The sequence below is a fragment of the Sphingopyxis sp. genome (assembly GCF_965227415.1).
In the GTDB taxonomy this organism is placed as follows: domain Bacteria; phylum Pseudomonadota; class Alphaproteobacteria; order Sphingomonadales; family Sphingomonadaceae; genus Sphingopyxis.
Genome location: NZ_OZ245749.1, coordinates 2,842,182 through 2,868,048, shown reverse-complemented (window position 1 = coordinate 2,868,048; position 25,867 = coordinate 2,842,182). Strand labels below are relative to the sequence as shown.

Genomic DNA, 25,867 nt, shown 5'->3' with positions numbered 1-25,867 from the left:
TCAACCCGCTTACGCAGCGAACTCGCCAGCCATGCAAGCTCGGATGAAGCGATTACCGATTGAGCGGGACCGGCGCCACCAGTCGGGGGCCTTGATCAAAGAATATGCACTGTTGGATTTCGGGCCAGACAGCAAAGGGTTCTACTTCTTGGATGCCGCCAACTATGGCACCGCTCCCAAAGGCTTTTTCGATGAGGTTGCTTGAAGTGCCAGCACAATCTAATTTCAACTCGAAAAACTGTAAGAATACGCCATAGTTTAGTGAACCATCCGCCAGCGTATCGGCAATTTTATCTAAAATAGGTTGCATCACTTCACTTTCCCAAAGTTCAAGCTGGGCGCCAAGTATCCTCTGCCTGATCCACTTGAACAATTGCCGAAGGAAGTATCTTATGTCGCTAAAGGAACATTACACGGCCTTTTTACGAGAGCGTCTTCAATCCCGGAGCGACGACCTTCGAACCGCCCTTATGCCGCTTTTGCGCGAACCGCCGTCGATGAAATGTCAAATCGAAATAGCGATTTTTCCCGACGATGGGCTGACCGAACAGCCTCCCATCTTGGTCCACGCCTTTGGGCCTGACGGAATGCAAATCCGGGATGTCGATGGCGTGGCCCACAGCAACGACCTTTTGAGAACCATGCCGCCGCTGATTTCAACCGACGAACGCGATCGGTTCTATGTCTGGGAAGGTGAAGGACGGGATCGTATGATCGCTCTCGAACAGCCGACTGATGACGTGGATAAAGCGTTGCTTAGAGTATGGGTCCGTAATGCATGGCAGGGGTTGGATAAGGGAGAGTACAGGTGTCGAACCGCGATCGTTGTGCATGATGACGAGGATATCGAAATTCTCTAAGGGGAGGGACAACTCATCGACATCCAAATGCGATTAGGGTGGAGGTTGATTCAGCAACGGCTGTTTTGAGGTCGGAACGACTGCAAGGTGACCGACCGCAATCCACCCCAAACCGGACGCGCGCCGCTTGACCCGCGTCGCGCCTTCACTGTATTATATCGATAATACGGTTAGGATCGGTCGTGGAACGCGGCTCAGAATATTCCCGACGCCAGCCCCTCCGCGAGCGCGGCACCCAGATCGTGCGCGGCGGCGAGGCGGTCGGCGGCGATGGTTTTGGGGGCAAGGATCGCCTGGGGCGTTTGCGCGGCGGTGTTGACGATCATCGGGTCGGCGACGCGCCGCAGCCGCCATCCGGTTGCGATGCGGTCGAGCTGGCGTTGGGCATTTTCGCCATCCGAGCCGGCGCAGACGATCGTCGCATAGGGGCGGCCTTCGATCCGGCCGAGGCACGGATAATAGCAAATGTCGAACATCTCCTTCATCGCGCCCGAGAGCGCGGCGAGATTTTCCGGGGCGACGAACAGATAGCCGGCGGCGGCTTGCAGCAGCTGGGGCGTCACATCGGCGGCAGCGGCGAGCCTGGCCGTCCCCGCCCCCTCCGCCGCGGCGCGCGCGAGCGCTTCGCTGCCGCCGGTGCGGCTGTGCCAGACGATCAGGAGGTGCGGCGCGTCGGTCATGCGCCGATGCTTGCCAAGCGCCGGACCGCAGCGCAAGCTGTCCCCAAAGCAGGGGGAGAAAAGAGATGCGCCGATTGACCGCCGTGCTGCTGGCGAGCTGCCTGCCGTTTGCCGCCGTAGCGCAGGACGACGCGAGCGAAGCGACACGCACGGCGCAGGCCGAACTCGCCAAACGCCTGCCGCTGGACGATCCGCGCGACGAGGCCAATGTGATGCGCGGCAAGCTTGCCGAAATTCCGGACGGGGTGATCCTCGACAAAAATGGCAAGACGGTGTGGGACCGGCGACCTTACGCATTTCTGAGCCAGGCGCAGGCGCCCGACACGGTTAACCCGTCGCTGTGGCGGCAGGCGCGGCTCGATGCGGTGCACGGGCTGTTCGAAGTGGTACCGGGCAAGATCTGGCAGATCCGCGGCTATGACATCTCGGTCATGACGATCATCCGCGGCAAGTCGGGGTGGATCGTCGTCGATCCCCTGCTGTCGGAGGAAGCCGCGGCGGCGGGGTGGAAGCTGTTTGCCGACACGGTCGCAGCGAAGGAGAAGCCGCTATCGATCAAGGCGGTGATTTTCAGCCACAGCCACAGCGACCATTTCGGCGGGGTCGGCGGGATCGTCACCCCCGAGCAGGTGAAGGCGGGCAAGGTCCGGATCATCGCGCCGCACGGCTTTTCGGAAGAAGCGACGTCGGAGAATGTCCTTGCGGGGACCGCGATGGGGCGGCGCGCGCTGTATATGTTCGGGTCGATCCTGCCGCCGGGCGAACGGGGACAGGTCGACACGGGATTGGGACCGAAGCTGTCGACAGGGACGATCGGCTATATGGAGCCGACCGAGACAGTGTCGGACAAGGGCGGGACGCTGACGATCGACGGGATCGTCTTCGAGTTCCTCGACGCCGGCAGTACCGAGGCGCCGTCGGAGTTCGTCTTTTATATCCCCGCCTATAAGGCGCTGCACACCACCGAGGTGGTGACGCATACGCTGCACAATGTGCTGACCCTGCGCGGGGCGCAGGTGCGCGATGCGTTGCACTGGTCGAAGGTCATCGACGCGATGCTGCTAAAATGGGGCGGCAAGGCCGAGGTAGCGATGGCGTCGCACCATTGGCCGACCTGGGGAACGGGCGAGGTCGGCGACCTGCTGGCAAACCAGCGCGACGCGTACCGCTATGTCCACGACCGGACCCTGTTCCTGGCGAACAAGGGCGCCACGCTGCACGAGCTGGCCGACCAGACGGCCGAAGCGCCAGTGCAGGCAAAGGATTTCGCGACGCGCGGCTACTACGGGACGCTGAACCACGACATGAAGGCGGTGTACCAGCGCTATTTCGGCTGGTGGGACGGCAATCCGGCGAATTTCAACCCGCTGCCGCCCGAGGCGTCGGCGGCCAAATATGTCGCGCTGATGGGCGGTGCCGACAAGATGCTCGCCGCCGGACGCGACGCGTTGAAGGCGGGCGATTATCGCTGGGCGGCCGAGCTTTTGAACAAGCTCGTCTTTGCGCAGCCGGGCAATGCGGAGGCGCGGGCAGCGCTCGCGTCGGCCTATGACCAGATGGGCTATCAGTCCGAATCGGGGGCGTGGCGGAACTATTATCTTGCCGCTGCCGCCAGCCTGCGCGGCAAGGCGGTCGAAAGCACGTCGGGCAACGGACAGAGCCGGTCGTTCGTCAGCGCAATCCCGACCGCGGTCTTTTTCGACGCGCTCGCGACGCGTTTCGACGGGGCCAAGGGAGGCGCTCTGAAAGGCACCTTCCAGTTCATCCTGCCCGACAGCAGGGAAGCGGTCGCGGTGGTCGTCGGCGGCGGGGTCGAATTCCCGCGCTATGGCGTGACCGACGCGGCGCCGACCGCGACGATCGCCATCGACCGCAAGACGCTGGACGATGTGATGCTGGGGCAGGCGCAGTTTCCCGCGTTGATGCAGTCAGGCGCGATCAAGATCGACGGCGACAAGCTGGCGTTCCTGAGCTGGTTCGCGCTGCACCCGCCGCAAGACCCGCGCTTCAATGTTGTCGTACCCTAGCAGCCCATGATCTCGAATCGATATGAAGGCCGTTCGTGTCGGGCGAAGTCGAGACACGAACGGAAATATATATGGGTTCAGTCCCGACCGATCACACTCTAAAGGCCGTATCATGACCGACACCCCCGCTGCGCCCGCCGACCCCTTCGCTCCCGACGCGCTCAACGCCGCGGAAGGGCTCGATCCGGTCGATCCCTCCTATGGCCATGTCGTCCGGATCACCACCGCGCTCAACCTGATCCCGATCGCGATAGCCGCGAGCGTGTTCGATTTTTTCCTGATGCCCGAAATCGGCGGGCCATACGGGCTGGTCACGACCCTGGCCTGGCTGCTCGCGATCATCGCGATCGTCACGCTGCCCGCGCGGCGCGTCGCGCGCTGGGGCTACAAGATCGGCGAAGGCCAGCTGCGCGTCGCGCGCGGCTGGCTGTTCCGCACCGACACGATCGTCCCGTTCGTGCGCGTCCAGCATATCGACGTCGGTCAGGGGCCGGTCGAGCGCCTGTTCGGCCTGTCGCATCTGGTCGTCCACACCTCCGGCACGCACAACAGCACCGTGACCTTGCCGGGGCTCCCATCGGACCTTGCTGCCACGATGCGCGAGACGATCCGCCGTCATATCCAGACCGATTTCGCATGAGCGAGGTCGCCGCCGCGCCCGCGATGCAAAGCGAAGAGCCACACTGGCAGCGGCTGCATCCCGCGACGCTGGCGCTCGCGATCGTCAAGCTGGGACCGCGCTCGTTCAACTTCCTGCCCGCGCTCGCAGCGCTCGGCTTTACGGGCAACTGGATCTATATCGTCCCTGCCCTGCTGGCCTTTCTTCTGATCTCGCTGCTCGCGGCCTGGTTCCAGTGGCTGCGCTTTCGCTTTGCGGTCAGCGCCGACGAGGTGGTGATCGAAAGCGGAGTCCTTTCGCGCCAGCATCGCACCATCCCGTTCGACCGCATCCAGGACGTCAGCATCGAACAGGGTCTGGTGGCGCGGGCGCTGGGGATCGCCAAGGTCGGATTCGAGACCGGCGCGGGCGGTGGCAAGGAAAATGATGCGCATCTCGACGCGATCGGGCTGGACGCCGCGCAGGCGCTGCGCACGACGATCCGCTCGCATCGCAGCGCCCCGGTCGTTGCGCCGCCGGTCGCTGCGGACACGCCCGAAGCGGCACCCGCGGCGGCCGACGACAGGCTGCTCTTCGCGATGGGGCCGCGCCGGTTGCTGACTGCCGGGCTGTTCAACTTTTCGCTCGCCGCACTCGCCGTGGTCGGCGCGGGCATGCAGTTCTTTGACAATCTGCTGCCGTTCGATTTCAACATCTTCAACCCGATGGACTGGATCGACGTCGCCGAAGGCTATGGCCTCGACACCTGGCTGCTCGCGCATCGCTGGATCGCGGGGGTAGGCGCGGCGATCTCCTTGCTGTTCATCGGCTTTGCGAGCGGTATCGCGACGATGGCCTTTGCGAACTGGGATTTCCGCCTGACGCGCGAACCGCGCGCGCTGCGCCGGACGCGCGGGCTGACGACGCGCACCGACGTCGCGGTGCCGGTGAAGCGCGTGCAGGCGGCGATCGTCGTCACCGGCTGGTTTCGCAAGCGCTTCGGCTGGCACGAGCTTCGCCTCCAGAGCCTGGCGAGCGACGGCGGCAAGGAAAAGGAGCATCAGGTCGTCCCCTTCGGCAAGCTGGGCGAGATCGACCCGGTGCTCAGCGAAGTCGCGATCGTTCGGCCCGACGACGCGCAGCCGTGGCAGCACAGCCACCATATCGTCGCGCTCGGCCCGATCATCGGCGCGACCGCCGCGACGATCGGCGGCGGGGTTGCGCTGTATCTCGGCAATGCCGTCGGCTGGCTGGGGCTGGTCGCGGCGCCGCTGATCGCGCTGATCGCCCTGTGGGCCGCGCGCTATCACCGCTGGGCCGACGTCGGCACGCTCGTCGCGATCCGCCGCGGCGTGTGGAAGCCCAGGATGACCTTGCTGCCGCACGCGTCGGTGCAGAGCGTCGATCTGAAGACCGACTTCCTTCTCCGCCCGCTGGGCCTGGCAACGCTCGTTTTCGGCGTACCCGGCGGCAGCAGCCTGGCGAGCCACGAGATTCCGGCGATCCCGCTGGCGACGGCGCAGGATTTGCGCGCGCGCATCCTGGCCAGCGGCGCGCGCGCATGACCGACGCCGCGCTCGGCATCACGCGTTCGATCCTGGGTCAACCGTGGCACTGGCGGCGGACGAGTGCGGAAATGGGCGGCGAAAGCCTGGCTCCCGACGATCTGGTGACGCAATTGCTGATGGCGCGCGGCGTCGCGCGCGACGACATCGAGCGCCAGCGCGTCCCGACGCTGCGCGGTTTCATGCCCGACCCGTCGCTGTTCCGCGACATGGAGACCGCTGCGGCGCGGATCGCAGACGCGGTCGAAAAGCGCGAAGCGGTGACGATCTTCGGCGATTATGACGTCGACGGCGCGACCTCGGCCGCGCTGCTCGTCCGCCTGCTCCGCGCGCTCGACGTGCCCGTCGGCGCCTATATCCCCGACCGCCTGATGGAAGGCTATGGCCCCTCGGGCGCCGCGCTCGTCAAGATCGGCGAGGCAGGATCGAAGCTCGTCGTCACCGTCGATTGCGGCGCGCAAGCGTTCGACGCGATCGCCGAAGCCAATGCCGCGGGGGTCGAGGTGATCGTCGTCGACCATCACCAATGCGCGACCACCCTGCCCGCCGCGCTCGCGCTGGTGAATCCGAACCGGCTCGACGAAGAACCCGAGGCCGCGGTCCACGGCAATCTGGCGGCCGTCGGGGTCGCATTCCTGCTGGGCGCGGCGCTGCTCCGGACGCTGCGCGCGCGCGGCTATTTCGGCAGCCGCGCCGAGCCGTCGCTGATCGAGTTGCTCGACCTGGTCGCGCTCGGCACCGTCGCCGACGTCGCGCGGCTGACCGGGTTCAACCGTGCGCTGGTGACGCAGGGACTGAAGGTGATGGCGCGGCGCGGTAATATCGGCATGGCGGCGCTGATGGATGCGGCGCGGCTGACCAAGCCGCCGACCGCCAGCGACATGGGCTTTGCGCTGGGTCCGCGCATCAACGCCGGCGGGCGCGTCGGCAAATCCGACCTGGGCGTGCGGCTGCTCACCACGAACGACCCGCAGGAGGCCGCCGATATCGCGGTCGAGCTCAACCGGCTCAACGAAGAGCGGCGCGCGATCGAGGCGGGCGTCCTCGACGAAGCGATGGCAGCGAGCGCGGCGTGCGCCAACGCGCCGGTCGCCATCGTGGCGGGGCAGGGCTGGCACCCCGGCGTGATCGGGATCGTCGCCGGGCGGCTGAAGGAAAAGCTCCATCGCCCGGCGATCGTGATCGCGCTCGACGACGACGGCACCGGCAAAGGGTCTGGCCGATCGATCAGCGGCGTCGACCTGGGCGCCGCGATCCTCGCCGCGAAGGAAAGCGGGCTGCTGGTCGCGGGGGGCGGGCATGCGATGGCGGCGGGGCTGACGGTGAAGGCCGATCAGATCGATGCGCTCGGCGCGTTCCTGAACGAGCGACTGGCCGTCGATGTCGAGCGGGCGAGCGGTGACAAATCGCTGTTGATCGACGCCGTGCTCGCACCGCGCGGGATCAATCCCCTTTGGTGCGAAGCGATCGAGAGCGCGGGCCCCTATGGCGCCGGCTGGCCCGCACCGCGCGTCGCGACGGGGCCGGTGCGCATCGTCGAATCGGGGATCGTCGGCACCGACCACCTCCGCCTGATCGTCGCAGGCGAGGACGGCGGCCGGTTCAAGGCGATCGCCTTTCGCAACGCCGAGACCGAATTGGGGCAGACCTTGCTGAATGCACGCGGGCGCAAGCTGTGGCTTGCGGGCCGCGCGAAACGGGACGATTGGGGCAGTCGCCCCGCCGCCGAGCTGCACCTCGAGGACGCAGCCTGGGCAGATTGAGGCGGGTCCGCGCAATATTTTTGCGCGGCCCGGTGCCGCTGCGCTTGACCGCTTGAACCGCCGAGTCTAAGGCGCCGCTTCACCGATCAGACGGCCCCTTCGTCTAGCGGTCTAGGACGTCGCCCTTTCACGGCGAAAACACGGGTTCGAGTCCCGTAGGGGTCACCATCGGTCAAGCGGGCGGTCGGCCCGCGATTCTCGACCATCACCGACCATAAGGCCCCTTCGTCTAGCGGTCAGGACGCGGCCCTCTCACGGCTGAAACACGGGTTCGATTCCCGTAGGGGTCACCAACCACGACTGCCTCACGAACCCGTGATTCCGCGTCGGGTGGATCGGCAACAGCCGACCCACCGGGGTTCGATTCCCGTAGGGGTCACCAACCACGACTGCGGGAGAGCATGATGCACTCCCGGCTGATCGGGATCGCCGCCGGGCCGCAGCGCTGAGCGGGCATCCTTTCAACGGCTTCGACGTTTGGTCCTTATCGGAACAAGAGGATCAAGCGTTGAAAATTGCACCCTATTTCGTCGCCGTCGCGCTGCTCGGCGGATGCAATGCATCGACCGAACGCGAGGAAGCGACGGCATCGAAAGCCGCCAAGCCCGCCGCGCCGACGCTCGATTTCGCGGACGCCAAGAGCACAGCCTCCGCGATTTCGGAGACACCGGCGCTTCGCGCGCAGGTGTTGCTCGACCATCTCGGCTTCTCGCCCGGGGTGATCGACGGCAAGGAGGGCGAATCCTATCGCGCCGCGTTGCGGGGTTTTCAGGCAGCGAACGACCTGCCCGAGAGCGGCAAGCTCGACGCAGCGACGCTGGCGAAGTTGCCGCAAGGGAACAATATTCCGGCCACGCGGGTGGTAGTGATCCCCGCCGCCTTCGCCGCCGGCCCCTTCCTCCCCGACTTTCCATCCGATGCAGCAGAACAGGCCAAACTGCCCGCGCTGGGTTACCGCAATCTGATGGAAGCGCTGGCCGAGCGGTTCCACACCACGCCCGAGGCGATCGTCGCGCTCAACACGCCCGAGACGCCGGTCGGCGCCGGCAAGCCGATCCGCGTGCCCAATATTCCCAATGCCCCCGCCGCCCCGCCGGGCGACGATGCGCGCGGATGGGCCGACACTTTGCAGCGCCTGGGTGTTGCGCCCGATCAGCCGAAGGCCGAGAAGATCGTCGTCGACAAGTCCGAAGGCGTGCTCAAAGTCTATGGTGCCGACGACAGACTGATCGCGCAGTTTCCGGCGACGATGGGGAGCAGCAAGGACCCGCTGCCGATCGGCGACTGGAAGATTCAGGGGGTCAGCCGCAATCCCGACTTCCACTATAATCCCAAGCTGTTCTGGGATGTCAGCAATGCGAAGGACGCGCAGCTTTTGAAACCCGGCCCGAACAGCCCGGTCGGCGTCGTCTGGCTCGATCTCAACAAGCCGCATTACGGCATTCACGGGACCAGCGAGCCGCAGACGATCGGCCGCGCCGAAAGCCACGGGTGCATCCGCCTGACCAACTGGGACGCCGCGCGACTGGCCGCGATGGTGAAGCCCGGGACCCCCGCCAAGCTTCAACCCTGACCCAGCGTGAGGCGCCCGAACGACAAACCGGCCAGCTCTTGCAACGGGGGGAGGAAGAGCTGGCCGGATGCAGGTCGCATCGGACTGGCGGGTGCCGGGTTTCAGTCCGTGCGGCCCTGGTCGGGTCGCCGGGGAGCATTCGCTCCGGGCACGACCTTTCTAGGCATCGCCATCCATCCGGCGGATGACCGCCACATGACAAAGTCGTAATCCGCGCGTCAGCTTGCGGAGACGCGCGCACCGCTATGCCGGGCGCATGATCAAGGGCATGAACAGGCTGAAGCTATCGCGCGGCACGGCGGGACTCGCTCTCCTGCTGCTGATCCTGCTCGGCTGCGCAGGCTATTATGTCTATGCCGGATATTACCGGCACGATATCTTTCGCGACATGCCGGCGGCGAGTGCCGGGGCAGACCGGCCCGCGATCGTCATGCTGTCGGGCGATATGGGCGACCGCGTCGGGATGACGCCCAAGGTCGCGGCGCGGCTCAACGCGCGCGGCTATGCCGTGGTGACAGTGAACAGCCTGTCCTTCTTTTCGCCGCGCCGCACCGCCGCCGAAGCCGCGGCGTTGATCGCGGGAGCGATGCAGCGCGCCGAAACGCTGGGAAAGACAGACCATGTCGTGCTGATCGGCCAGTCGTTCGGCGCCGACATGCTGCACGCCGGGCTGGCCGAGATGGGCCCGGCGGCGCGGGCGCCGATCCGCGCGGTCGTGCTCGTCGTTCCCGGACACGACATCATCTTTCGCGCCTCGCCCATCGAACTGGCCGGGCTTGAAACCCCCGATGCGCTGGCGCTGCCGACCGCGGCGAAGCTCGGCTGGGTGCCCGTTACCTGCATCTGGGGGGCAAAAGAAACAAGCAGCCTCTGTCCTGAACTGACGCTGCCGAACGTCGACAAGATCGAGATGCCCGGCGGGCACCGGTTGAACTTTGACGATGCAGCGCTGACCGCGGCGATCCTGCCCGCGATCGCGCAAGCCACGGAGGGTGTGCAATGAAAATGATAGCGATGGCGTTGGCACTCGCCGCGTCGGCCGCCATGATGCCGTTGGCGCTCGCTGCTTCGGCGACCGCGATGCCGGCGGCGCCCACTTCGCCGATCGGCATCTGGCAGAACCCCAAGGGCACGCTGCGCGTCCGCACGCGACTGTGCGGCGGCCAGCAGCTTTGCGGCAATGTCGTCTGGGCGAGCGCGAAGGCGATGGCAGACGCGCGCGACGCGGGCGTGTCGTCGCTGATCGGCACCGAATTGCTCAGCGACTATCGGCGCAGCGGCGCGGGGCGCTGGACGGGGCAGGTCTATGTCCCCGACCAAGGCCGCCGTTTCTATTCGACGATCGAGGAGAAGGGGCCGAACGATATCCGCATTTCCGGCTGCATCCTGGGCGGGCTACTGTGCAAGCGGCAGGACTGGACGCGGCAATGACCGGCCTCTTCGCCTGGAGCCGCGCGCACAAGCGGCTGGTGTCAATCCTCGCGGCGCTGATCGTCGCCGCGATCGGCTTCACGGCGCTGTTCGGGCTGCTCCATTCGGTCCGCCCGCGCGCGATCCGCCAGGCCTTCGAAGCGCTGTCGGCAGCGCAGGTCGCAGGGGCGCTGGCGCTGACCGCCGCGAGCTATCTGCTCCTGACACTTTACGACAGCTTCGCGCTGAAAGTGCTGGGGCGGCCCCTGCCGTGGCGCACAGCGGCGTTGGCCTCGTTCACCAGCTATACGCTCAGCCATAATCTGGGCCTTGCCTTGCTCACCGGCGGGTCGGCGCGTTATCGCGTCTATCGCGCCGCGGGGCTGGGCGGCGGCGAGATCGGCAGCGTGATCGCGCTTGCCAGCCTCAGCTTCTGGAACGGGGTCATCCTGCTCGCCGGGGTCGCGGGGGGGGTTAGTGCGCGGATATTGCCTTTTTTCCACTGGGATCTCTCGCTTCACTGGCTGCATGTCGCGGGGCTGGTGACGATTACCGTGTGTTTCATGCCGCTGTTGCTGCGCCATTTCGGGCTGGAGGCGGTCGAGATCGGCGGCTGGCGCACGCCGCTCCCCGGCCCAGCGATGAGCGCGTCGATGACGCTGGTGGCGGCGCTCGACCTCGCCGCGGCGAGCGCGGCGCTCTATGTCCTGCTCCCGGCGCCCGACGCATCGGCCTATCCGCTGTTCTTCCTCGGCTATGCGCTCGCGATCATCGCGGCGTTGATCAGCCATGTGCCGGGCGGGCTGGGGGTGTTCGAGGCGGTGGTGATCGCGACCGTCCCCGGCGACAAGGCGCAATTGCTCGCCGCGCTGCTCGCGTACCGCGTCATCTATTATCTGCTGCCCCTGCTGCTCGCCGCGCTGTTGCTGGCGTGGCACGAAGGCCGCGCGTGGCACGCGCCGGCAAAGGATCTTGCCGCGGCGGGCCAGTCGTTGCTGCGCGAACTGGCGCCGTCCCTGCTCGCCGCGCTCGTCTTCGCCGGCGGGCTGATCCTGCTGTTTTCGGGATCGACGCCGGCCGATGCGGCGCGCATGCACGACCTCAAGCATTTCATTCCGCTGCCCTTCGTCGAAGCCTCGCACCTCGCGGCGAGCCTGGCCGGGACCTTGCTGCTGTTCCTCGCGCCCGGCCTGCTCCGTCGCCTCGACGGTGCGTTCGTCGCGACGCGCGCGCTGATCGTCGCCGCGATCCTCTTCTCGCTCGCGAAGGGGTTCGATTATGAGGAAGCGCTGATCCTGTCCGGGATCGCCGCCGCGCTGCAATGGAGCCGCGCCGCCTTTTATCGCCAGACCGCGCTGATCGATGCGCCGCTGTCGACCGGGTGGATCGCCGCAGCGCTGACCGCGATACTGGCCGCGACGTTCGCGGGTTTCTTCGCGTACAAGCATGTCGCCTATGACAGCAGCCTGTGGTGGCAGTTCAGCCTGCGCGGCGATGCCCCGCGGTTCCTGCGCACCTTGTTCGGCATCGCGGTGCTGCTCGCGGGACTGGCGCTGTGGCGGCTGTTCGCGCCGTCGGGGCGCAGCGGGCGCAGCAGCGCGGTGAACTTCGACCAGCTCGAACCGGCGCTCGCGCTGGCCGACCAGACCGATGCGTTCCTGGCGTTTACCGGCGACAAGCGCTTCCTGCTCGCCGACGAAGGCGACGCGTTCCTGATGTACCGCGCCCAGGGGGCGAACTGGATCATGATGGGCGATCCGGTCGGCAATGAAGCGCGCTGGTCCGACCTGTTGTGGAAGCTGCGCGAAAAGGCCGACGCCGCGCAGGGGCGCATCCTGCTGTATCAGATCGGCAGCCGCTGCCTGCCGCATGCCATCGACCTGGGCCTGTCGATCGTCAAATATGGCGAGGAAGCACGCGTCGAACTCGACGACTTCACGCTGGAAGGTCCGCAGGCCAAGTCGCTGCGCCACGCCGAGCGCCGCGCGGTGCAGGACGGCGCCGCGTTCGCGATCATCCCCGCCGCCGCCGTGCCCGCGCATATCGCCGAGCTGCGCGCCGTGTCCGACGACTGGCTGGCGGCGAAGAAGCAGCGCGAAAAAGCGTTCAGCCTGGGCAGCTTCGACGCCGCCTATATGGCGCATTTCCCGTGCGCGGTGGTGCGGATCGAGGGGCGCATCGTCGCTTTTGCGAACATCCTGGCGACAGCGAACCGTGCCGAAATGTCGGTCGACCTGATGCGCCATGTCGCCGCCATTCCCTATGGCGTGATGGATTTTCTGTTCATCCGCCTGATGCAATATGCGCAGGCCGAGGGCTATCGCCGCTTCACGCTGGGCATCGCGCCGCTGTCGGGGATCGACGGCCGCAAGCTGGCCCCCGTCTGGGCGCGCGGGGCGGCGTTCGTCTTTCGCCATGGCGAGATGCTCTATGGCTTCGAGGGGCTGCGCAGCTACAAGGCAAAATTCGCGACGCATTGGGAGCCGCGCTATATCGCCGGCCCGCGCGGCATGGCGTTCGCGCAGAGCATGGCCGCGGTCCACCATATCGTCAGCCGCGCGCCCGCGAAGAAAAAGGCCGTGCCGCCGGTCGCGGTGCTGGTCTGATGGACGTCGTGCCGCTTCGCCCGATGCCGCCCGCCGGCGCGCTGCTGGCGATGCTCGCAGCGGTGGTGGCGCTGGCGGCGCATCTGGCCGCCGCGCCCTATGCCCCGCCGGGCGAGCAGATTCCGGGGCTGACCTATGAAACCGAGCGCCCCACGCCGCACGCGCCGCTCGCGCTGGTCGTCACCAGCGTCCAGGACGGCAGCGCCGCGGCGAAGGCCGATATCGCCGCTGGCGACGTGATCGACCGGATCGACGGCAAGCCGATCGCATCGGTCTCCGCCGTCGCACGCGCGGTGAAGAGCGACGCCGCGAAGGGCGTCGAGCTTCATATTCGCCATGCCGGCGAGAGCCGCTATAAGCATCTGCCGCCAGCCCGCGCGAAGGAACCGCATGTCGCAGAAAATACTCGTCGTCGAGGATGACCCCACAACCGCGGATTTCGTCGTCAAGAGCCTGACCGGCGAGGGGTTCGTCGTCGATCACGCCGCGGACGGGCGCGACGGGCTGTTTCACGCGACCGACGGCAGTTACGACGCGATCATCCTCGACCGCATGCTGCCGGGGATGGACGGGATGGCCGTGCTCGCCGCCTTGCGCGCGGCGAAGGTCGCGACGCCGGTGATCATCCTGTCGAACCTCGGCGCGGTCGATGCGCGGGTCGAGGGACTGACCTCGGGCGCCAATGACTATCTGGTCAAACCCTTCGCTTTCTCCGAGCTGCTCGCGCGGCTGAAGCTGCTGATCGCGAAACCGTCGGGGGGAACGCAGGTCGAAACGATGCTGGCGTGCGAGGATCTGGAGATGAACCTGCTCAACCGCCGCGTGACCCGTGCGGGTCAAAGGATCGAGCTGCAACCGCGCGAGTTCCGCCTGCTCGAATATCTGCTGCGTCACAAGGAACAGGTCGTCACGCGCACGATGATGCTGGAAGGCGTGTGGGAATATCATTTCGACCCCGGCACCAATGTCGTCGACGTCCATGTCAGCCGCCTGCGCCGCAAGGTCGACGACGGGTTCGACAAGCCGCTGGTGCACACGATCCGCGGTGCGGGCTATATGCTCGGCAAGACCGGCTGACGCGCATGACGCGGGGGTTTTTCCAGTCGACGACGTTCCGGCTCGCGCTCGCCTTGCTGCTGGTGCAGGTCGCGGCGCTCGCGCTGGGGCTGACCATCATCCACCGCTTCACCGCCGCGACGATCCTGTCCGACGCGCGCACCGCCGCCGAGGTCGCGCGCGACGATTTTGCCGAGGAATATCGGCAGGAAGGCGAAGCGGGCCTGGTCCGGGCGATCCGCGACCGGCTGACAGCGCGCGACGACCGCAATTTCGTCGTGCTGCTGAAAGGCCCCGACGGGTCGCCGCTTGCCGGCAATCTGAAGCAATGGCCGGCGACGGTCGGGCCGGCCGAACGCTGGCGGCGGATCAGCCTGTTCCGCGAGGGCGGCCTGGCCGCCGAAGAGATGGGGATTGTCACGACGCGGCTGGGCGAAGGCCGCGTGCTGCTGACCGGCGAAGTGCTGGAAGCGCAGGCGCAGCTGACGCGCGCGAGCCAGGCGGCGTTCCTTTATGCGCTGGCCGCCGGCCTCCTGCTGGCTGCGGTCGTCGCGGCGATCGCGGCGTGGATATTGGCGCGGCGCGTCGATGCCTTTGCCCGCGCTGCCTCGGCGATCGCGGGCGGCAAGCTCGATGCGCGGGTCGAACGCGACGAGACCGGCGATGCCTTCGACCGGCTCGGCACGTCGATCAACGCGATGCTCGACCGGATCGAGGCGCTGGTCGGCGAACTGCGCATGGTGACCGATTCGATGGCGCACGACCTGCGTTCACCGGTGTCGCGGATGAAGGCGACGCTGGAGCAGGCGCTGGGCCGCACGCGCGAGCCGCAGGCGACCGCCGCGCTCGCGAGTGCGATCGACGAGGCCGACGGGCTCCATCGCCTGCTCGATACCGCGCTCGAGATCAGCCGTGCCGAGGCGGGAATCGGTCGCGACCAGTTTGCCCGCTTTGCGCTCGCGCCGGTGCTGGAGGACCTGGCCGAAGTCTATGGCCCGCTGGCCGAGGACGAAGGCTTTGCGATCATCGTCGACGCGCCCGCGGACCTGGATGTCGTGGCACACCGCGAAATGCTGCTCCGCGCGCTGTCGAACCTGATCGACAATGCGCTGAAATATGCGGCGGGCGGAAGCGCGATCGCACTGACGGCGACGCGCGACGGCGCGAGCGTCGCGCTGTCGGTCGCCGACGACGGCCCCGGGATCGCCGAGGAGCAGTTCGGCGAAGCGGCGAAGCGTTTCGTCCGGCTCGACCCCGCGCGCGGCGGTTCGGGCGCGGGGCTGGGCCTGTCGCTGGCGCAGACGATCGCGCATATGCACGGCGGCTCGATAGCGATCGGCGGCGCCGCGCCGCATGGCATGATCGTGAGCTTGCACCTGCCGATCGCGTCGGATTGACGCCCAAGCTGCCGCGAGCGCGGCGGGGCCAGGGTCAGGCCACTAGCCCGTGACGAGCGGGCGTTGTTCGGCGCGGCCCATCGAGAGCAGGATCGGGTCCGACGCCTGCCGCGCCATGAAATCGCTCTTGCCGGCGATCCCCTGCCATTCGATCGCGATCAGCGATTGGGCGATCGCGCCGCCCAGCGTGTCGCCGGGGCCGGGCAGGATGATCACATCGGGCGCGAACTCCTTGACCGCGACCTGCACCGACAGCGCGAAATCATAGGGCGCGAGGATCTGGTGGCCGAAAGTGTAATCCCACAGCGCCGCCGGATCGGACGAAAAGCGCCGCCAGATATGGCCGCGGCCGTCGACCATCGGGATCGCGGGCGCACCGAACAGCGACACCGGCAGTTCGGCCTTTGCCTTGTCCGAGCTGCCGAACATCAGCGGCGTGTGGAACGGGCCGTGGCCGGCGAGGCGCAGCGGGTCGCGCCCAGAGGTCGGCGGCGCGTCGGCGAGCAGCGCAGCAAGGCCTTCCTCATTGCCCGCAAGGACGAGCATGCCGGCCAGGTCGATCGACAGCGCGAGCGCGTGGCCGGGGCGCGCGGCGATGTCGGCGACAAGGTCGGACAGCCTGTCGCGCAGGCCGGGGACCGGGCGCCAATCCTCGTCCACCACTTGCAACAGAATCTGCCCGCCGGGCCCGTGCGTCTGGCTGTTGAGCCCCATCGCGTTCGCGATGCGGAAGCCGTCCTCGACCGACACCGCGCCGCCGAGCGCGAGCGCACTGTACCAGCCCATCGAATTGCCGGCGACGGCGACGATGTCGAAGCGGTCGCGGTCGATGCCGAGATAGTCGAGTGCGGTCGCGGTGTAGATCAGCGGCGCGGCGACATCGCCGCGCATATGCGTCGCGACGCTGAAGCGGTCGGCGCCGTCGAGTTCGGTGACGGTCGGCTGGCCGCGGTCGGCGCGCTGGGCATCGACGTTCGCGAGGCGGTCGGCGAAGCGGGCGCCGTGCAACCGCGCGATGCTGCCGAGTTCGCCCTTGCCATAGGTACCGCGGCCGGGAGCGACCACGAGCGCGGTTTTCTTCGCTGCAGTCATGGCACCTGTCCTTCAAAAAAATCGCTGTGCCCCTGCGAAGGCAGGGGCCCATCTCCCGACGTCGCGACGTCCTGCGCGCAGTGGTGAAGAAGGACAGCCACGGTGAAGGGCCTCTGCCTTCGCAGGGGCACAGGCTGAAAGGGCGTCATTTCGCGAGCAGCGCCTTCGCCGCGGCGTAGATGCTGTCGCGGCTGGGCAGCGTCAGCGTCGCGGCGCGGCCCAGCGGGATGAAGCTGTCGTCGGCGGCGATGCGCGCGAGTTTCCTGTCCGGCGTCCGTTCGACGAACAGCGCCATCAGCGCCTCGCTTTGCGATCCGGTGATGCGGCATTCGTCGACGATCAGGATGCGCTTGGCTTCGCCGACCGCAGCGACGAGCGCATCGGCATCGACGGGGCCGAGCCAGCGCAGGTCGATCACGCGCGCCCTCACGCCGTCGTCGGCGAGCCGCTTTTCGGCCTGGCGCGAGAGATAGGCGCCGTTGCCATAAGTGACGATCGCCAGGTCGGTGCCGTCGCCATGGACGCCGACCTCGCCGAGGCGGATCGGCGCGCCTTCGCCGGGCGCTTCATAGACGCTGGTCCACAGGCCGTCGCCTTCCTCGTGAAGGTCGCGTGTCATATAGAGCGCGATCGGTTCGACGAAGACGACGACGCGCTGTTCTTCGCGCGCCAGCCGGACGCATTCGCGCAGCATGTGCACCGCGTCGCGTCCGTTCGACGGGACGGCGAGAATGACGCCCGGAATATCGCGGAACACCGCCAGGCTGTTATCATTGTGGAAATGGCCGCCGAAGCCCTTCTGGTAGCCGAGCCCGGCGATGCGGATCACCATCGGGTTGGTATATTGTCCGTCGGAGAAGAAGCTCAAGGTCGCGGCCTCGCCGCGGATCTGATCCTCGGCATTGTGGACATAGGCGAGAAACTGGATTTCGGGCATCGGGACGAAGCCGTTGTGCGCCATGCCGATCGCAAGACCGAGGATCGCCTGTTCGTCGAGCAGGGTGTTGACGACGCGCGCCGAACCGAAGCGCTGGTGAAGCTTTGCGGTGACATTATAGACGCCGCCCTTGGGCCCGACATCCTCGCCCGCGACGACAATTTCCTCATGCGCGAGCATCAGGTCGGCGAGCGCCCAGCTCAAGAGCCGCGCCATGTGCATCGGCTTGTCCATCTGACCCGCGTCGCTGCCGAACATCGTCTTGCGGTCTTCGGCCGACGGCGTGTTCGCGCGGACAATCTCGCGCTTCGGCGGGACGATACTTTCCATCACATGGACGGTCGTGGTGATCTTGGGCCGCAGGATCGCGGCTTCGGCCTGCCGCGCGAGCGTCGCGCCGATGCCGTCATAGGCGTCGGCGATTTCGGCAGGGGTCATCCAGCCCTGCTCGACCATCAGCGCCGCGCCGCCGAGCAACGGATCGCGCGCTTCGTCGGCTTCGATCAGCGCTTTGGGCAGATAGGCGCCCTGCACATCCGACCCGGCGTGACCGTACAGGCGCACGGTGGCCATGTGGAGGAAGACGGGTTTGCGCGTGCGCCGCGCATAGTCGGCGGCTTCCTTGGCCCCGGCATAGGCCGACGCGAGGTCGGTGCCGTCGCACTGGATATAGTGCAGCCCCGCGCGGTGACGGAACTGTGCCTCGATCCAGCCCGTCGGGGTGCGGGTCGAAATGCCGATACCATTGTCTTCGCAGAGAAAGATCAGCGGCATCGGCGAGCCCTGAAAGGCCGTCCAGCCCGCGGTATTGAACGCCCCCTGTGCGGTCGAATGGTTCGCCGAGGCGTCGCCGAAGCTGGTCAGCACGACCGCATCGTCGGGCAGCGGCAGGTCTTTCATGCCGTTACGGCGCGCGATGCCGATCGAGAAGGCCGCGCCGACGGCTTTCGGCAGATGCGAAGCGATCGTCGACGTCTGCGGCGGGATATTGAGCGGCTTCGACCCGATGACCTTGTGCCGTCCGCCCGAAATCGGATCCTCGCTCGAGGCCGCGAAGCTGAGCAGCATGTCCCAGGTCGCGCTTTCACCCGGCACCTGCCGCGCGCGGTGCAGCTGGAAGGCGTTCGAGCGATAGTGAAGGAACGCCATGTCGGTCACGCGCAGCGCCGCGGCGACCGCGGCATTGCCTTCATGCCCCGACGATCCGATCGTATAAAAGCCTTCGCCGCGCGCCTGCAGATGGCGCGACAGCCGGTCCATCTGGCGGCTGGTCAACTGCGACAGGAAAATGTCGGTCGCCGCCGATCGCGACAGGCCGATCACCGCAGGATCGGGCGCGTCGGCGTTGCGGCCAAGCGATCCGCTCGCCAGCGCCGCGAGGAATTTTTCATGTACTGCCTGCGCCGCGTCCACCGACATCCTCCATCGATCGCAATTGGCGCGCGCTAGAACGGGGCACTCCGGCGCGCAAGCATCTCTTGCCTTCTCGCGCGGCCTCGCGCTACCACGATCAGCGATGACTGAGCGGGGCGGGTTCCAAATTTCAACATGATGTCGCTGTGGATCGCCCAGGCGTCGGCCGCTGCCGAAGCGCCGAGCACCGACGGAAGCGGGGGCTGGCTGATCGATCCCGAACTCGCGGGTCCCGCCTATAGCCAGACGATCGCGGGCGGCGAAATCCAGACGAGCTTTCCGCCGCCGCCGCCACCGCCCAAACCGTCGAGCTGGAATCTGGACTGGCTGCGCGATTTCTTCGATTGGAGCGCGCCGGCGCTGAAACCGCTCGCCTGGATCGGCGCGGCGATCCTGCTCCTGATCATCCTCTATCATTTCGTGCCCTCCTTTGCCGATTGGGTCGACACCATCCGCTTTGGTCGCAAGCGCGGCGACGCCGAAGAGGAGGTCGTGGGCGAGGCCGAGGCCGGGCGCGCGCGCGCGCGGCTCGCCGATGCCGACGCGCTCGCCGCCGCGGGGCGCTTTGCCGAAGCGATCCACCTGCTCCTCTATCGCAGCGTCGACGATATCGAGACGCGCCGCCCCGGCCTGGTTCGCCCCGCCATGACCTCGCGCGAGCTCGCCGCGGTGCAAGATTTGCCCGCGGTCGCCCGCACGGCGTTCAGCCGCATCGCGCGCGCGGTCGAGATCAGCCTGTTCGGCGGGCGGGCGATCGACGAGACCGCGTGGACCGAATGCCGCAGCGCCTATGCCGAACTGACCGTGCCGAAGAATTGGGCGCGCGCATGAGCGACGGGGCATCCGACAACGGCGGCTTCAACCCGCTGCTGATTGCCGGCGTGGTGATCGTCGGGGTGATCGCCTTCATCGCGCTGTGGGCGCTGATCGCTCTCGGCCCCCAGCTGTCGAGCGGCAACGACGGCGGGGGCCATGCGCTGTCGAAGGGGGCACCCGGCTATGCGGCGATCGTCGACTTGCTCGAACGATCGGGCGCCGATGTCGAGCTGCGCCGCCGCGAAGGCAAGGAGGTCTTTTCGGGTGGCGAGACGTTGCTGATCCTGACCCCCACGCATCGCACCAAACCCGAAGAGATGTCGGCTCTGCTCGACGGTGCCGCCGGGGGCCCGGTGCTGATCGTCCTGCCGAAGTGGCAGACGATGCGGATCCCCGGCCAGTCGGTGAAGCCGGGCTGGGCGGGATTCGGCATCCCGATCGCACCGCCCGAGGGCCTGCTACCCGAGAAAATATTCGGCAAGGTGGCGATCGACGGACCACGCGCGAAGCAGCAGATTGTCGCGGCCGAGATCGCCGGGCGCGGGTTTTCGGCCTATCTTCCGGGCAATGCCCAGACGGTGAAGGGCGACGGGCTGGTTCCGCTGATCGCGGGCGCTAGCGGCGGCGCGGTGCTGGCGATCGCCAAGGAGCATGATGTCTATGTCCTCGCCGACCCCGACCTCGTCAACAATCTGGCCTTTGCATCGGGCGACAAGGCGCAGGCAGCGGCCATGCTGATCGATGCGGTGGGCGAGGATGCAGGCGCCGACGCGCTGGCGTTCGACCTCACGCTCAACGGTTTCGGCAGCCAGCGCTCGCTGCTGCGCTTTGCTTTCGTGCCGCCGTTCATCGGCATCACCCTCTGCCTGATCGCTGCGGGGCTGCTCGCATTGTGGCAGGCGTGGATGCGCTTCGGCCCGGCGCTGAAGCCCCAACGCGCGATCGCGATCTCGAAAGCCGCGCTGATCGCGAACAGCGCCGACCTGATCAAACAGGCCCGCCGCGAGCTCGACGGCGCCGACGCCTATGTCCGCAGCCAGCGCCTCGCGATTGCGCGGCGGCTGCACGCGCCGAGCGGGCTCGACGCCGCGGCGACCGACGCGTGGATCGACAAGCGGCTGAAAGGCGGCAGCCTGTTTTCCGCTCTCGCGCGGCGGCTGCCGCTCGCGCGAAACAAGCATGAATTTTTGAGCGACGCCCAGGCGCTGCACGACATCAGAAAGGAATTATTGCGTGACGGCTGACAGCATCGGGAGCGTCCAGGCGCTCGGCGCCGCGATCGAGAGCGAGGTCGCCAAGGTCGTGTTCGGCCAGGGGCCGCTGACGCGGATGGTGACGATCGCGTTGCTCGCGGGCGGGCATGTGTTGCTCGAAGGCCCGCCGGGAACGGCGAAAACGCTGCTTGCGCAGGCTTTTGCCCGCGCGGTCGGGCTCGATTTCGGACGCATCCAGTTCACCCCCGACCTGATGCCCGGCGACATATTGGGGTCGAACCTGTTCAACTTCCAGACGTCGAGCTTCACCCTGACCAAGGGGCCGATCTTCACCGAGCTGCTGCTGGCCGACGAAATCAACCGCACCCCGCCGAAGACGCAGGCCGCGCTGCTGGAGGCGATGCAGGAACGCCGCGTGACGATCAACGGCGAGGCGCACGCGATGAGTCCGCGCTTCACCGTGCTCGCGACGCAGAACCCGATCGAGCAGCAGGGCGTCTATCCGCTGCCCGAAGCGCAGCTCGACCGTTTCCTGTTCAAGCTGGTCGTCGATTATCCCGACGCCGCCGAGGAACGGCGCATCGTCGCCGATCATGGCGGGCGCTTCAAAAGCCCCGCGGTGGCCGATTTCGGCGTCACGCAGATCACCGACGCGAAAGCGATCGGCGCGGCGATCGACGTCATCGCGACGGTGCGGCTGGCCGAGGAGGTCGTCGATTATATCGTCCGCCTGATCCGTTCGACGCGCGCGAGCGCCGACCTGGAATGCGGCGCCAGCCCGCGCGCCGCGACGATGCTCGCGCGTGCCGCCTGCGCCGCGGCCGCGCTGGAGGGCCGCGACTATGTGATCCCCGACGACGTCCAGCGGCTCGCGGCAGGCGTGCTGCGCCACCGCGTGATCCTGTCGGCCGCCGCCGAGATCGAAGGACGCAACGTCGAGCAAGTGATCGCCGATCTGGTCGAACGCGAGGAAGTGCCGCGGTGATCTATCCGACGCGCCGGGCAATTTATCTGCTGCTGCTCGGCGCACCTCTGGCACTGGCGCTCGGCCTGCTGCGTCCCGAATTCTGGGTCGCTGCGCCCGCCTGGATCGCGCTGCTTCTGTTCGGGCTGCTGCTCGACGCCATGCTGGGGGCCAATCCGCGCCGCCTGGCGCTCGATGCGCAGGTGCCGCACCAGGTCGGGGTCGGCGATCCGTTCGACCTGCGGCTGTCGGCGACCGGCCGATCGGTGCCGCGCCATGCCGAAATCGCGCTGGCGCTCGACGAACGTTTCGCACCGGGCGGGCGGCTCGCGGGCGATATGGTGCGAGCGGTCGATACCAATACGCTCGTCCGCACGCTGCCGCTTGCGGCCTCGCGCCGCGGGCAGGCGATGATCGACGCGCTGTGGCTGCGCTGGGCAGGGCCGCTGGGGCTCGTCTGGAAGCAGCGCCGTTTCGGGCTCGGCCGCGAAATCGCCGTGGTGCCCAGCCTTCGCTCCGTCACCGAGGAAGGCAGCCGCCTGTTCCAGCGCAACAGCTGGTTCGGCCTCCGCCAACAGCAATTGCGCGGCGAAGGCACCGAATATGAAGCGCTCGCCGAGTATCAGCCGGGGATGGACCGGCGCGCGATCGACTGGAACGCGTCGGCGCGGCACGTCAAACTGCTCGCCAAGGAATATCGCGTCGAGCGCGACAACCGCGTCGTCCTGGCGATCGACGCCGGGCGGACGATGGCCGAGCCGGTCGGCGGGATGCCGCGCGTCGACCGCGCGGTGTCGGCGGCGCTGCTGCTCGCCTATGCAGGATTGAAGCTCGGCGACCGGATCAGCTTTTTTTCCTTTGCCGCAAAGCCGCAGGCGCTGACCCCGGCCTATATGAACATCCAGGACTTTCCGGCGCTGCAACGCGCGGCGAGCAAGATCGACTATGCTCCGGTCGAAAGCAATTTCACCCTCGCGCTGATGACCTTGTCGGCCGAACTCAACCGCCGCTCGCTGATCATCCTGTTCACCGAATTCACCGACGCGACGAGCGCCGACCTGATGATTCGCGCCGCGGGGCGGCTGGTGAAGAAGCACCGGTTGCTGTTCGTGGTGATCCGCGACGACGAGGTCGAGGAAGAGGAACGCCGCCGCCCCGAAAGCGCCGCCGACATCACCCGATCGAACGTCGCGGCGGCGATGCTGCGCGACCGCCAGCTGGTGATCGCGCGGCTCCAGCGACTGGGCGCCGACGTGCTGGAAGTGCCCGCCGACGCGATGGGCGCCGGCGTGGTCGAAGCCTATCTGGGCATCAAGCGGGCAGGCAGCCTGTGAGCGCCGCCGAGCTTCCCGGCTTTTCGACAAGCCGTTTTCGCGACGAGCGCGAGGCCGACTGGATCGCGTTCGACCTGCTGCTCACGAAGCTGGAGAAGCGCGGCGCCAAGGCGCTGTCGAGCGAGGAATTGCTCGAACTGCCGATCCTGTATCGCGCGACTCTCTCGTCGCTGTCGATCGCGCGCGCGACCAGCCTCGACAAGGCGTTGCTCGACCATCTGGAAGCGCTCTCGATCCGCGGCTATTTCCTCGTCTATGGCGTGCGCGAGACGCGGTGGAGCCGCACGCGCCGTTTCTTTCTGTACGACTGGCCCGCCGCGGTGCGGTCGGTGTGGAAAGAGACGATCATCATCGCGCTGATCATCACGCTGGGCGCGCTGACGAGCTGGTCGCTCGTTGCACACAACCCCGAATGGTATTTCAATTTCGTCCCCGAAGAGATGTCGGGCGGGCGCGACCCGCGCGCGACGGTCGAGTTCCTGAAATCGACGATCGGACACGGCAAAGCCGCGGCCGGCGACGAGGAAAGCGCGCTCCATATGTTCGCGGCCTTCCTGTTCACGCACAACAGCGGCGTATCGATCATGTCCTTCGCGCTCGGCTTCGCATTCGGCGTGCCGACGATGATGCTCGAATATTATCAGGGGATCGGTCTCGGCGCGATGCTTGCGGTGTTTACGGGCAAGGGGCTGGGGGTCGATTTCGGCGGCTGGCTGTTCATCCATGGCACGACCGAGCTGTTCGCCGCCGCGTTATCGGGCGCGGCGGGGCTTCGGATCGGAACGGCGGTCGTCTTTCCCGGCGCGCGCGGGCGGCTGGAAGCGGCGTCCGATGCGGGCCGGGTCGCGGGCAAGGTGATGGTCGGGGTCATATTGATGCTGCTCGTCGCCGGCCTGCTCGAGGGCTTTGGCCGCCAGCTGATCACCGACACGCTGCTGCGCTACGGCATCGGCACGCTGATGCTGCTCTTCTGGCTCGCCTATTATTACATCCCGCGGCGCGAGGATGTCGCATGACCGCCGCTGCCAATGCCAAGGCGCGCAACGCGACCGCAAAGAAAATCCGCCAGTTCATCACGCCCGAGGGGGTCGACCTCCAGCTGAGGATCGCAAGCTCGGGCTTGCGGCTCGGCGCGCTGATCGTCGACCTGATCCTCATCGTCGCCGTGCTGTTCCTCTTCTCGCTCTTCATGGTGTGGGTCGGCTTCGGCGGCAGCGGCGATATCGCCTACACCGTCTGGATGCTCGGCTTTTTCGCGCTTAGGACGTTCTGGTTCATCGGGTTCGAGCTTGGCTCGCGCGCCGCGACGCCGGGCAAGCGGCTGATGGGCATCCGCGTCGTCGCACGCGACGGCGGCCGGCTGACCGCCGACGCGGTCGTCGCACGCAACCTGATCCGCGAGCTCGAGCTGTTTCTGCCGCTGATGATGCTCGGCAATGGCGCGTCGGAGGACATGGTGTCGGGCTGGACGATCCTGGCCGGCGTCGTCTGGTCGCTGACGCTCAGCCTGTTCCTGCTGTTCAACCGCGACCGGATGCGGATGGGCGACCTGATTGCCGGAACGTGGGTCGTGATGGCGCAGCGCGTGAAGCTCGACAGCGACATCACGACGGCCGCCGATGCGCAGGCGATGCAGTTCAGCGACGCCGAGCTGGCGGTCTATGGCATTTTCGAACTGCAGGAACTCGAGCGCATCCTGCGCGGCCGCGATGCGCGCGCGATGCGCGAGGTAGCCGATGCGATCCGCGCCAAGATCGGCCGCCCGGTCGCCGAAGAGGATGACGTCTTCCTGCTTTCCTATTACCGCCAGCTCAAAGCCCGCCTTGAACGCGGCCTGCTGTTCGGAAAACGACGAGAGGATAAATATGCCAGCGAGTGACACCCTCCCCCACTCGGTCGCCGACGCGCTGCACCAGCGCCGGTCGGTGCGCGCCTTTTCGGACCGGCCGGTCGATCCCGAGGTGCTGAAGCGGATCTTCGCGGCGGCGCAGCGCGCGCCATCGGGCGGCAACCTTCAGCCCTGGCAGGCGACCGTGCTGACCGGCGCACCCTGGCAGCAGGTGAAGGACGCCGTCGGCGCGCGGCTCGCGATGGGGCGTGACGGCTATCAGCCCGAATATGACATCTATCCCAAGGGGCTGACCGAGCCGTGGGAAAGTCGGCGTTTCGGGATCGGCGAGGCGCTCTATGCCTCGCTGGGCATCCCGCGCGAAAACAAGGCGGGGCGCCTGGCTCAGTTCGTGGAGAATTACCGGGGTTTCGGCGCACCGGTAATGCTTTTCCTCCATTGCTCGCGCATCATGGGTCCGCCGCAATGGTCCGACATGGGCATGTGGTTGCAGTCGGTGATGCTGCTGCTCGTCGAGAATGGCCTGGCCAGCTGTCCGCAGGAATGCTGGGCGATGTACGGCGCCACGGTGCGCGAAACGCTGGGTCTGGGCGACGACCAGATTCTGTTCGCCGGTCTCGCCATCGGCCATGCCGACGAGGAGGCGGCGGTGAACCAATGGACCGTCCCGCGCGTCGGGGTCGAGGAAGCGATTGATTGGCAAGGATTTTGAA

Annotated in this window: 23 protein-coding genes and 2 tRNA genes; 21 read left to right on the top strand and 4 right to left on the bottom strand. The window is 67.1% G+C overall.

Annotation, left to right across the window (positions count from 1 at the left end):
• Window positions 1-52: 52 nt before the first annotated feature.
• Complete coding sequence (locus ACO055_RS14105) at window positions 53-373, bottom strand: hypothetical protein (protein WP_422059507.1); 321 nt, start codon at window positions 371-373, stop codon at window positions 53-55.
• Window positions 374-392: 19 nt separating this feature from the next.
• On the opposite strand from ACO055_RS14105, the gene ACO055_RS14100 reads away from it, so the two are divergent.
• On the top strand, window positions 393-860 hold the full coding sequence (locus tag ACO055_RS14100; protein WP_422059506.1) for a hypothetical protein: 468 nt from the start codon (window positions 393-395) through the stop codon (window positions 858-860).
• A 194-nt stretch (window positions 861-1,054) separates the two neighbouring features.
• On the opposite strand, the gene ACO055_RS14095 is transcribed toward ACO055_RS14100, so the two are convergent.
• Complete coding sequence (locus tag ACO055_RS14095; protein WP_422059505.1) at window positions 1,055-1,540, bottom strand: NAD(P)H-dependent oxidoreductase; 486 nt, start codon at window positions 1,538-1,540, stop codon at window positions 1,055-1,057.
• Window positions 1,541-1,605: 65 nt separating this feature from the next.
• On the opposite strand from ACO055_RS14095, the gene ACO055_RS14090 reads away from it, so the two are divergent.
• From ACO055_RS14090 to ACO055_RS14030, 13 genes are all read left to right on the top strand, one after another.
• A complete protein-coding gene (locus ACO055_RS14090) occupies window positions 1,606-3,567 on the top strand; it encodes an alkyl/aryl-sulfatase (RefSeq protein WP_422059504.1) in 1,962 nt (653 codons plus the stop codon).
• Window positions 3,568-3,679: 112 nt separating this feature from the next.
• Window positions 3,680-4,207 (top strand): PH domain-containing protein, encoded by a 528-nt coding sequence (locus ACO055_RS14085; RefSeq protein WP_422059503.1) that lies wholly within the window; start codon window positions 3,680-3,682, stop codon window positions 4,205-4,207.
• The gene (locus tag ACO055_RS14080; RefSeq protein ID WP_422059502.1) at window positions 4,204-5,730 is read left to right on the top strand and encodes a PH domain-containing protein; all 1,527 of its coding nucleotides are present in this window, start codon (window positions 4,204-4,206) and stop codon (window positions 5,728-5,730) included. Before ACO055_RS14085 ends, ACO055_RS14080 begins: the two co-directional genes overlap by 4 nt.
• The gene (gene recJ, locus ACO055_RS14075) at window positions 5,727-7,493 is read left to right on the top strand and encodes a single-stranded-DNA-specific exonuclease RecJ (RefSeq protein WP_422059501.1); all 1,767 of its coding nucleotides are present in this window, start codon (window positions 5,727-5,729) and stop codon (window positions 7,491-7,493) included. The genes ACO055_RS14080 and recJ overlap by 4 nt, the downstream gene beginning before the upstream one ends.
• A 92-nt stretch (window positions 7,494-7,585) precedes the next feature.
• Window positions 7,586-7,661 (top strand) — tRNA-Glu (locus ACO055_RS14070).
• Window positions 7,662-7,711: 50 nt separating this feature from the next.
• Window positions 7,712-7,786 (top strand) — tRNA-Glu (locus tag ACO055_RS14065).
• 221 nt (window positions 7,787-8,007) lie between these two features.
• Complete coding sequence (locus tag ACO055_RS14060; protein WP_422062473.1) at window positions 8,008-9,066, top strand: L,D-transpeptidase family protein; 1,059 nt, start codon at window positions 8,008-8,010, stop codon at window positions 9,064-9,066.
• Between the two features lie 268 nt (window positions 9,067-9,334).
• On the top strand, window positions 9,335-10,069 hold the full coding sequence (locus ACO055_RS14055) for an AcvB/VirJ family lysyl-phosphatidylglycerol hydrolase (protein WP_422059500.1): 735 nt from the start codon (window positions 9,335-9,337) through the stop codon (window positions 10,067-10,069).
• On the top strand, window positions 10,066-10,497 hold the full coding sequence (locus ACO055_RS14050) for a DUF2147 domain-containing protein (protein WP_422059499.1): 432 nt from the start codon (window positions 10,066-10,068) through the stop codon (window positions 10,495-10,497). Before ACO055_RS14055 ends, ACO055_RS14050 begins: the two co-directional genes overlap by 4 nt.
• Entirely contained in the window at window positions 10,494-13,082 is a 2,589-nt protein-coding gene (mprF, locus tag ACO055_RS14045; protein ID WP_422059498.1) for a bifunctional lysylphosphatidylglycerol flippase/synthetase MprF, read from the top strand. The genes ACO055_RS14050 and mprF overlap by 4 nt, the downstream gene beginning before the upstream one ends.
• The gene (locus ACO055_RS14040) at window positions 13,082-13,504 is read left to right on the top strand and encodes a PDZ domain-containing protein (RefSeq protein ID WP_422059497.1); all 423 of its coding nucleotides are present in this window, start codon (window positions 13,082-13,084) and stop codon (window positions 13,502-13,504) included. Before mprF ends, ACO055_RS14040 begins: the two co-directional genes overlap by 1 nt.
• Window positions 13,473-14,159: a winged helix-turn-helix domain-containing protein gene (locus tag ACO055_RS14035; protein ID WP_422059496.1), complete on the top strand. Its 687-nt coding sequence runs from the start codon at window positions 13,473-13,475 to the stop codon at window positions 14,157-14,159. The genes ACO055_RS14040 and ACO055_RS14035 overlap by 32 nt, the downstream gene beginning before the upstream one ends.
• Before the next feature lie 5 nt (window positions 14,160-14,164).
• Window positions 14,165-15,535 (top strand): sensor histidine kinase, encoded by a 1,371-nt coding sequence (locus ACO055_RS14030; protein ID WP_422059495.1) that lies wholly within the window; start codon window positions 14,165-14,167, stop codon window positions 15,533-15,535.
• A gap of 42 nt (window positions 15,536-15,577) precedes the next feature.
• Here ACO055_RS14030 and ACO055_RS14025 read toward each other — a convergent pair whose 3' ends face one another.
• On the bottom strand, window positions 15,578-16,627 hold the full coding sequence (locus tag ACO055_RS14025; protein ID WP_422059494.1) for an ACP S-malonyltransferase: 1,050 nt from the start codon (window positions 16,625-16,627) through the stop codon (window positions 15,578-15,580).
• A gap of 145 nt (window positions 16,628-16,772) precedes the next feature.
• Window positions 16,773-18,983 (bottom strand): dehydrogenase E1 component subunit alpha/beta, encoded by a 2,211-nt coding sequence (locus ACO055_RS14020; RefSeq protein WP_422059493.1) that lies wholly within the window; start codon window positions 18,981-18,983, stop codon window positions 16,773-16,775.
• A gap of 132 nt (window positions 18,984-19,115) precedes the next feature.
• Here ACO055_RS14020 and ACO055_RS14015 point away from each other — a divergent pair, with 132 nt between their 5' ends.
• From ACO055_RS14015 to ACO055_RS13985, 7 genes are read left to right on the top strand one after another with little or no spacing between them, the layout of a single operon-like run.
• Window positions 19,116-19,808, top strand: a complete 693-nt coding sequence (locus ACO055_RS14015; RefSeq protein WP_422059492.1) for a DUF4129 domain-containing protein — start codon at window positions 19,116-19,118, stop codon at window positions 19,806-19,808.
• On the top strand, window positions 19,805-21,037 hold the full coding sequence (locus ACO055_RS14010; RefSeq protein WP_422059491.1) for a DUF4350 domain-containing protein: 1,233 nt from the start codon (window positions 19,805-19,807) through the stop codon (window positions 21,035-21,037). Before ACO055_RS14015 ends, ACO055_RS14010 begins: the two co-directional genes overlap by 4 nt.
• Window positions 21,027-21,992, top strand: a complete 966-nt coding sequence (locus ACO055_RS14005; RefSeq protein ID WP_422059490.1) for an AAA family ATPase — start codon at window positions 21,027-21,029, stop codon at window positions 21,990-21,992. Before ACO055_RS14010 ends, ACO055_RS14005 begins: the two co-directional genes overlap by 11 nt.
• Window positions 21,989-23,305 (top strand): DUF58 domain-containing protein, encoded by a 1,317-nt coding sequence (locus tag ACO055_RS14000; RefSeq protein ID WP_422059489.1) that lies wholly within the window; start codon window positions 21,989-21,991, stop codon window positions 23,303-23,305. The genes ACO055_RS14005 and ACO055_RS14000 overlap by 4 nt, the downstream gene beginning before the upstream one ends.
• Entirely contained in the window at window positions 23,302-24,321 is a 1,020-nt protein-coding gene (locus tag ACO055_RS13995; RefSeq protein ID WP_422059488.1) for a stage II sporulation protein M, read from the top strand. Before ACO055_RS14000 ends, ACO055_RS13995 begins: the two co-directional genes overlap by 4 nt.
• Window positions 24,318-25,184, top strand: a complete 867-nt coding sequence (locus ACO055_RS13990; RefSeq protein WP_422059487.1) for an RDD family protein — start codon at window positions 24,318-24,320, stop codon at window positions 25,182-25,184. Before ACO055_RS13995 ends, ACO055_RS13990 begins: the two co-directional genes overlap by 4 nt.
• Window positions 25,171-25,866 carry a nitroreductase gene (locus ACO055_RS13985; RefSeq protein ID WP_422059486.1) on the top strand — a complete coding sequence of 232 codons (696 nt, stop codon included), beginning with the start codon at window positions 25,171-25,173 and terminating at the stop codon, window positions 25,864-25,866. The genes ACO055_RS13990 and ACO055_RS13985 overlap by 14 nt, the downstream gene beginning before the upstream one ends.
• Window position 25,867: the final 1 nt, after the last annotated feature.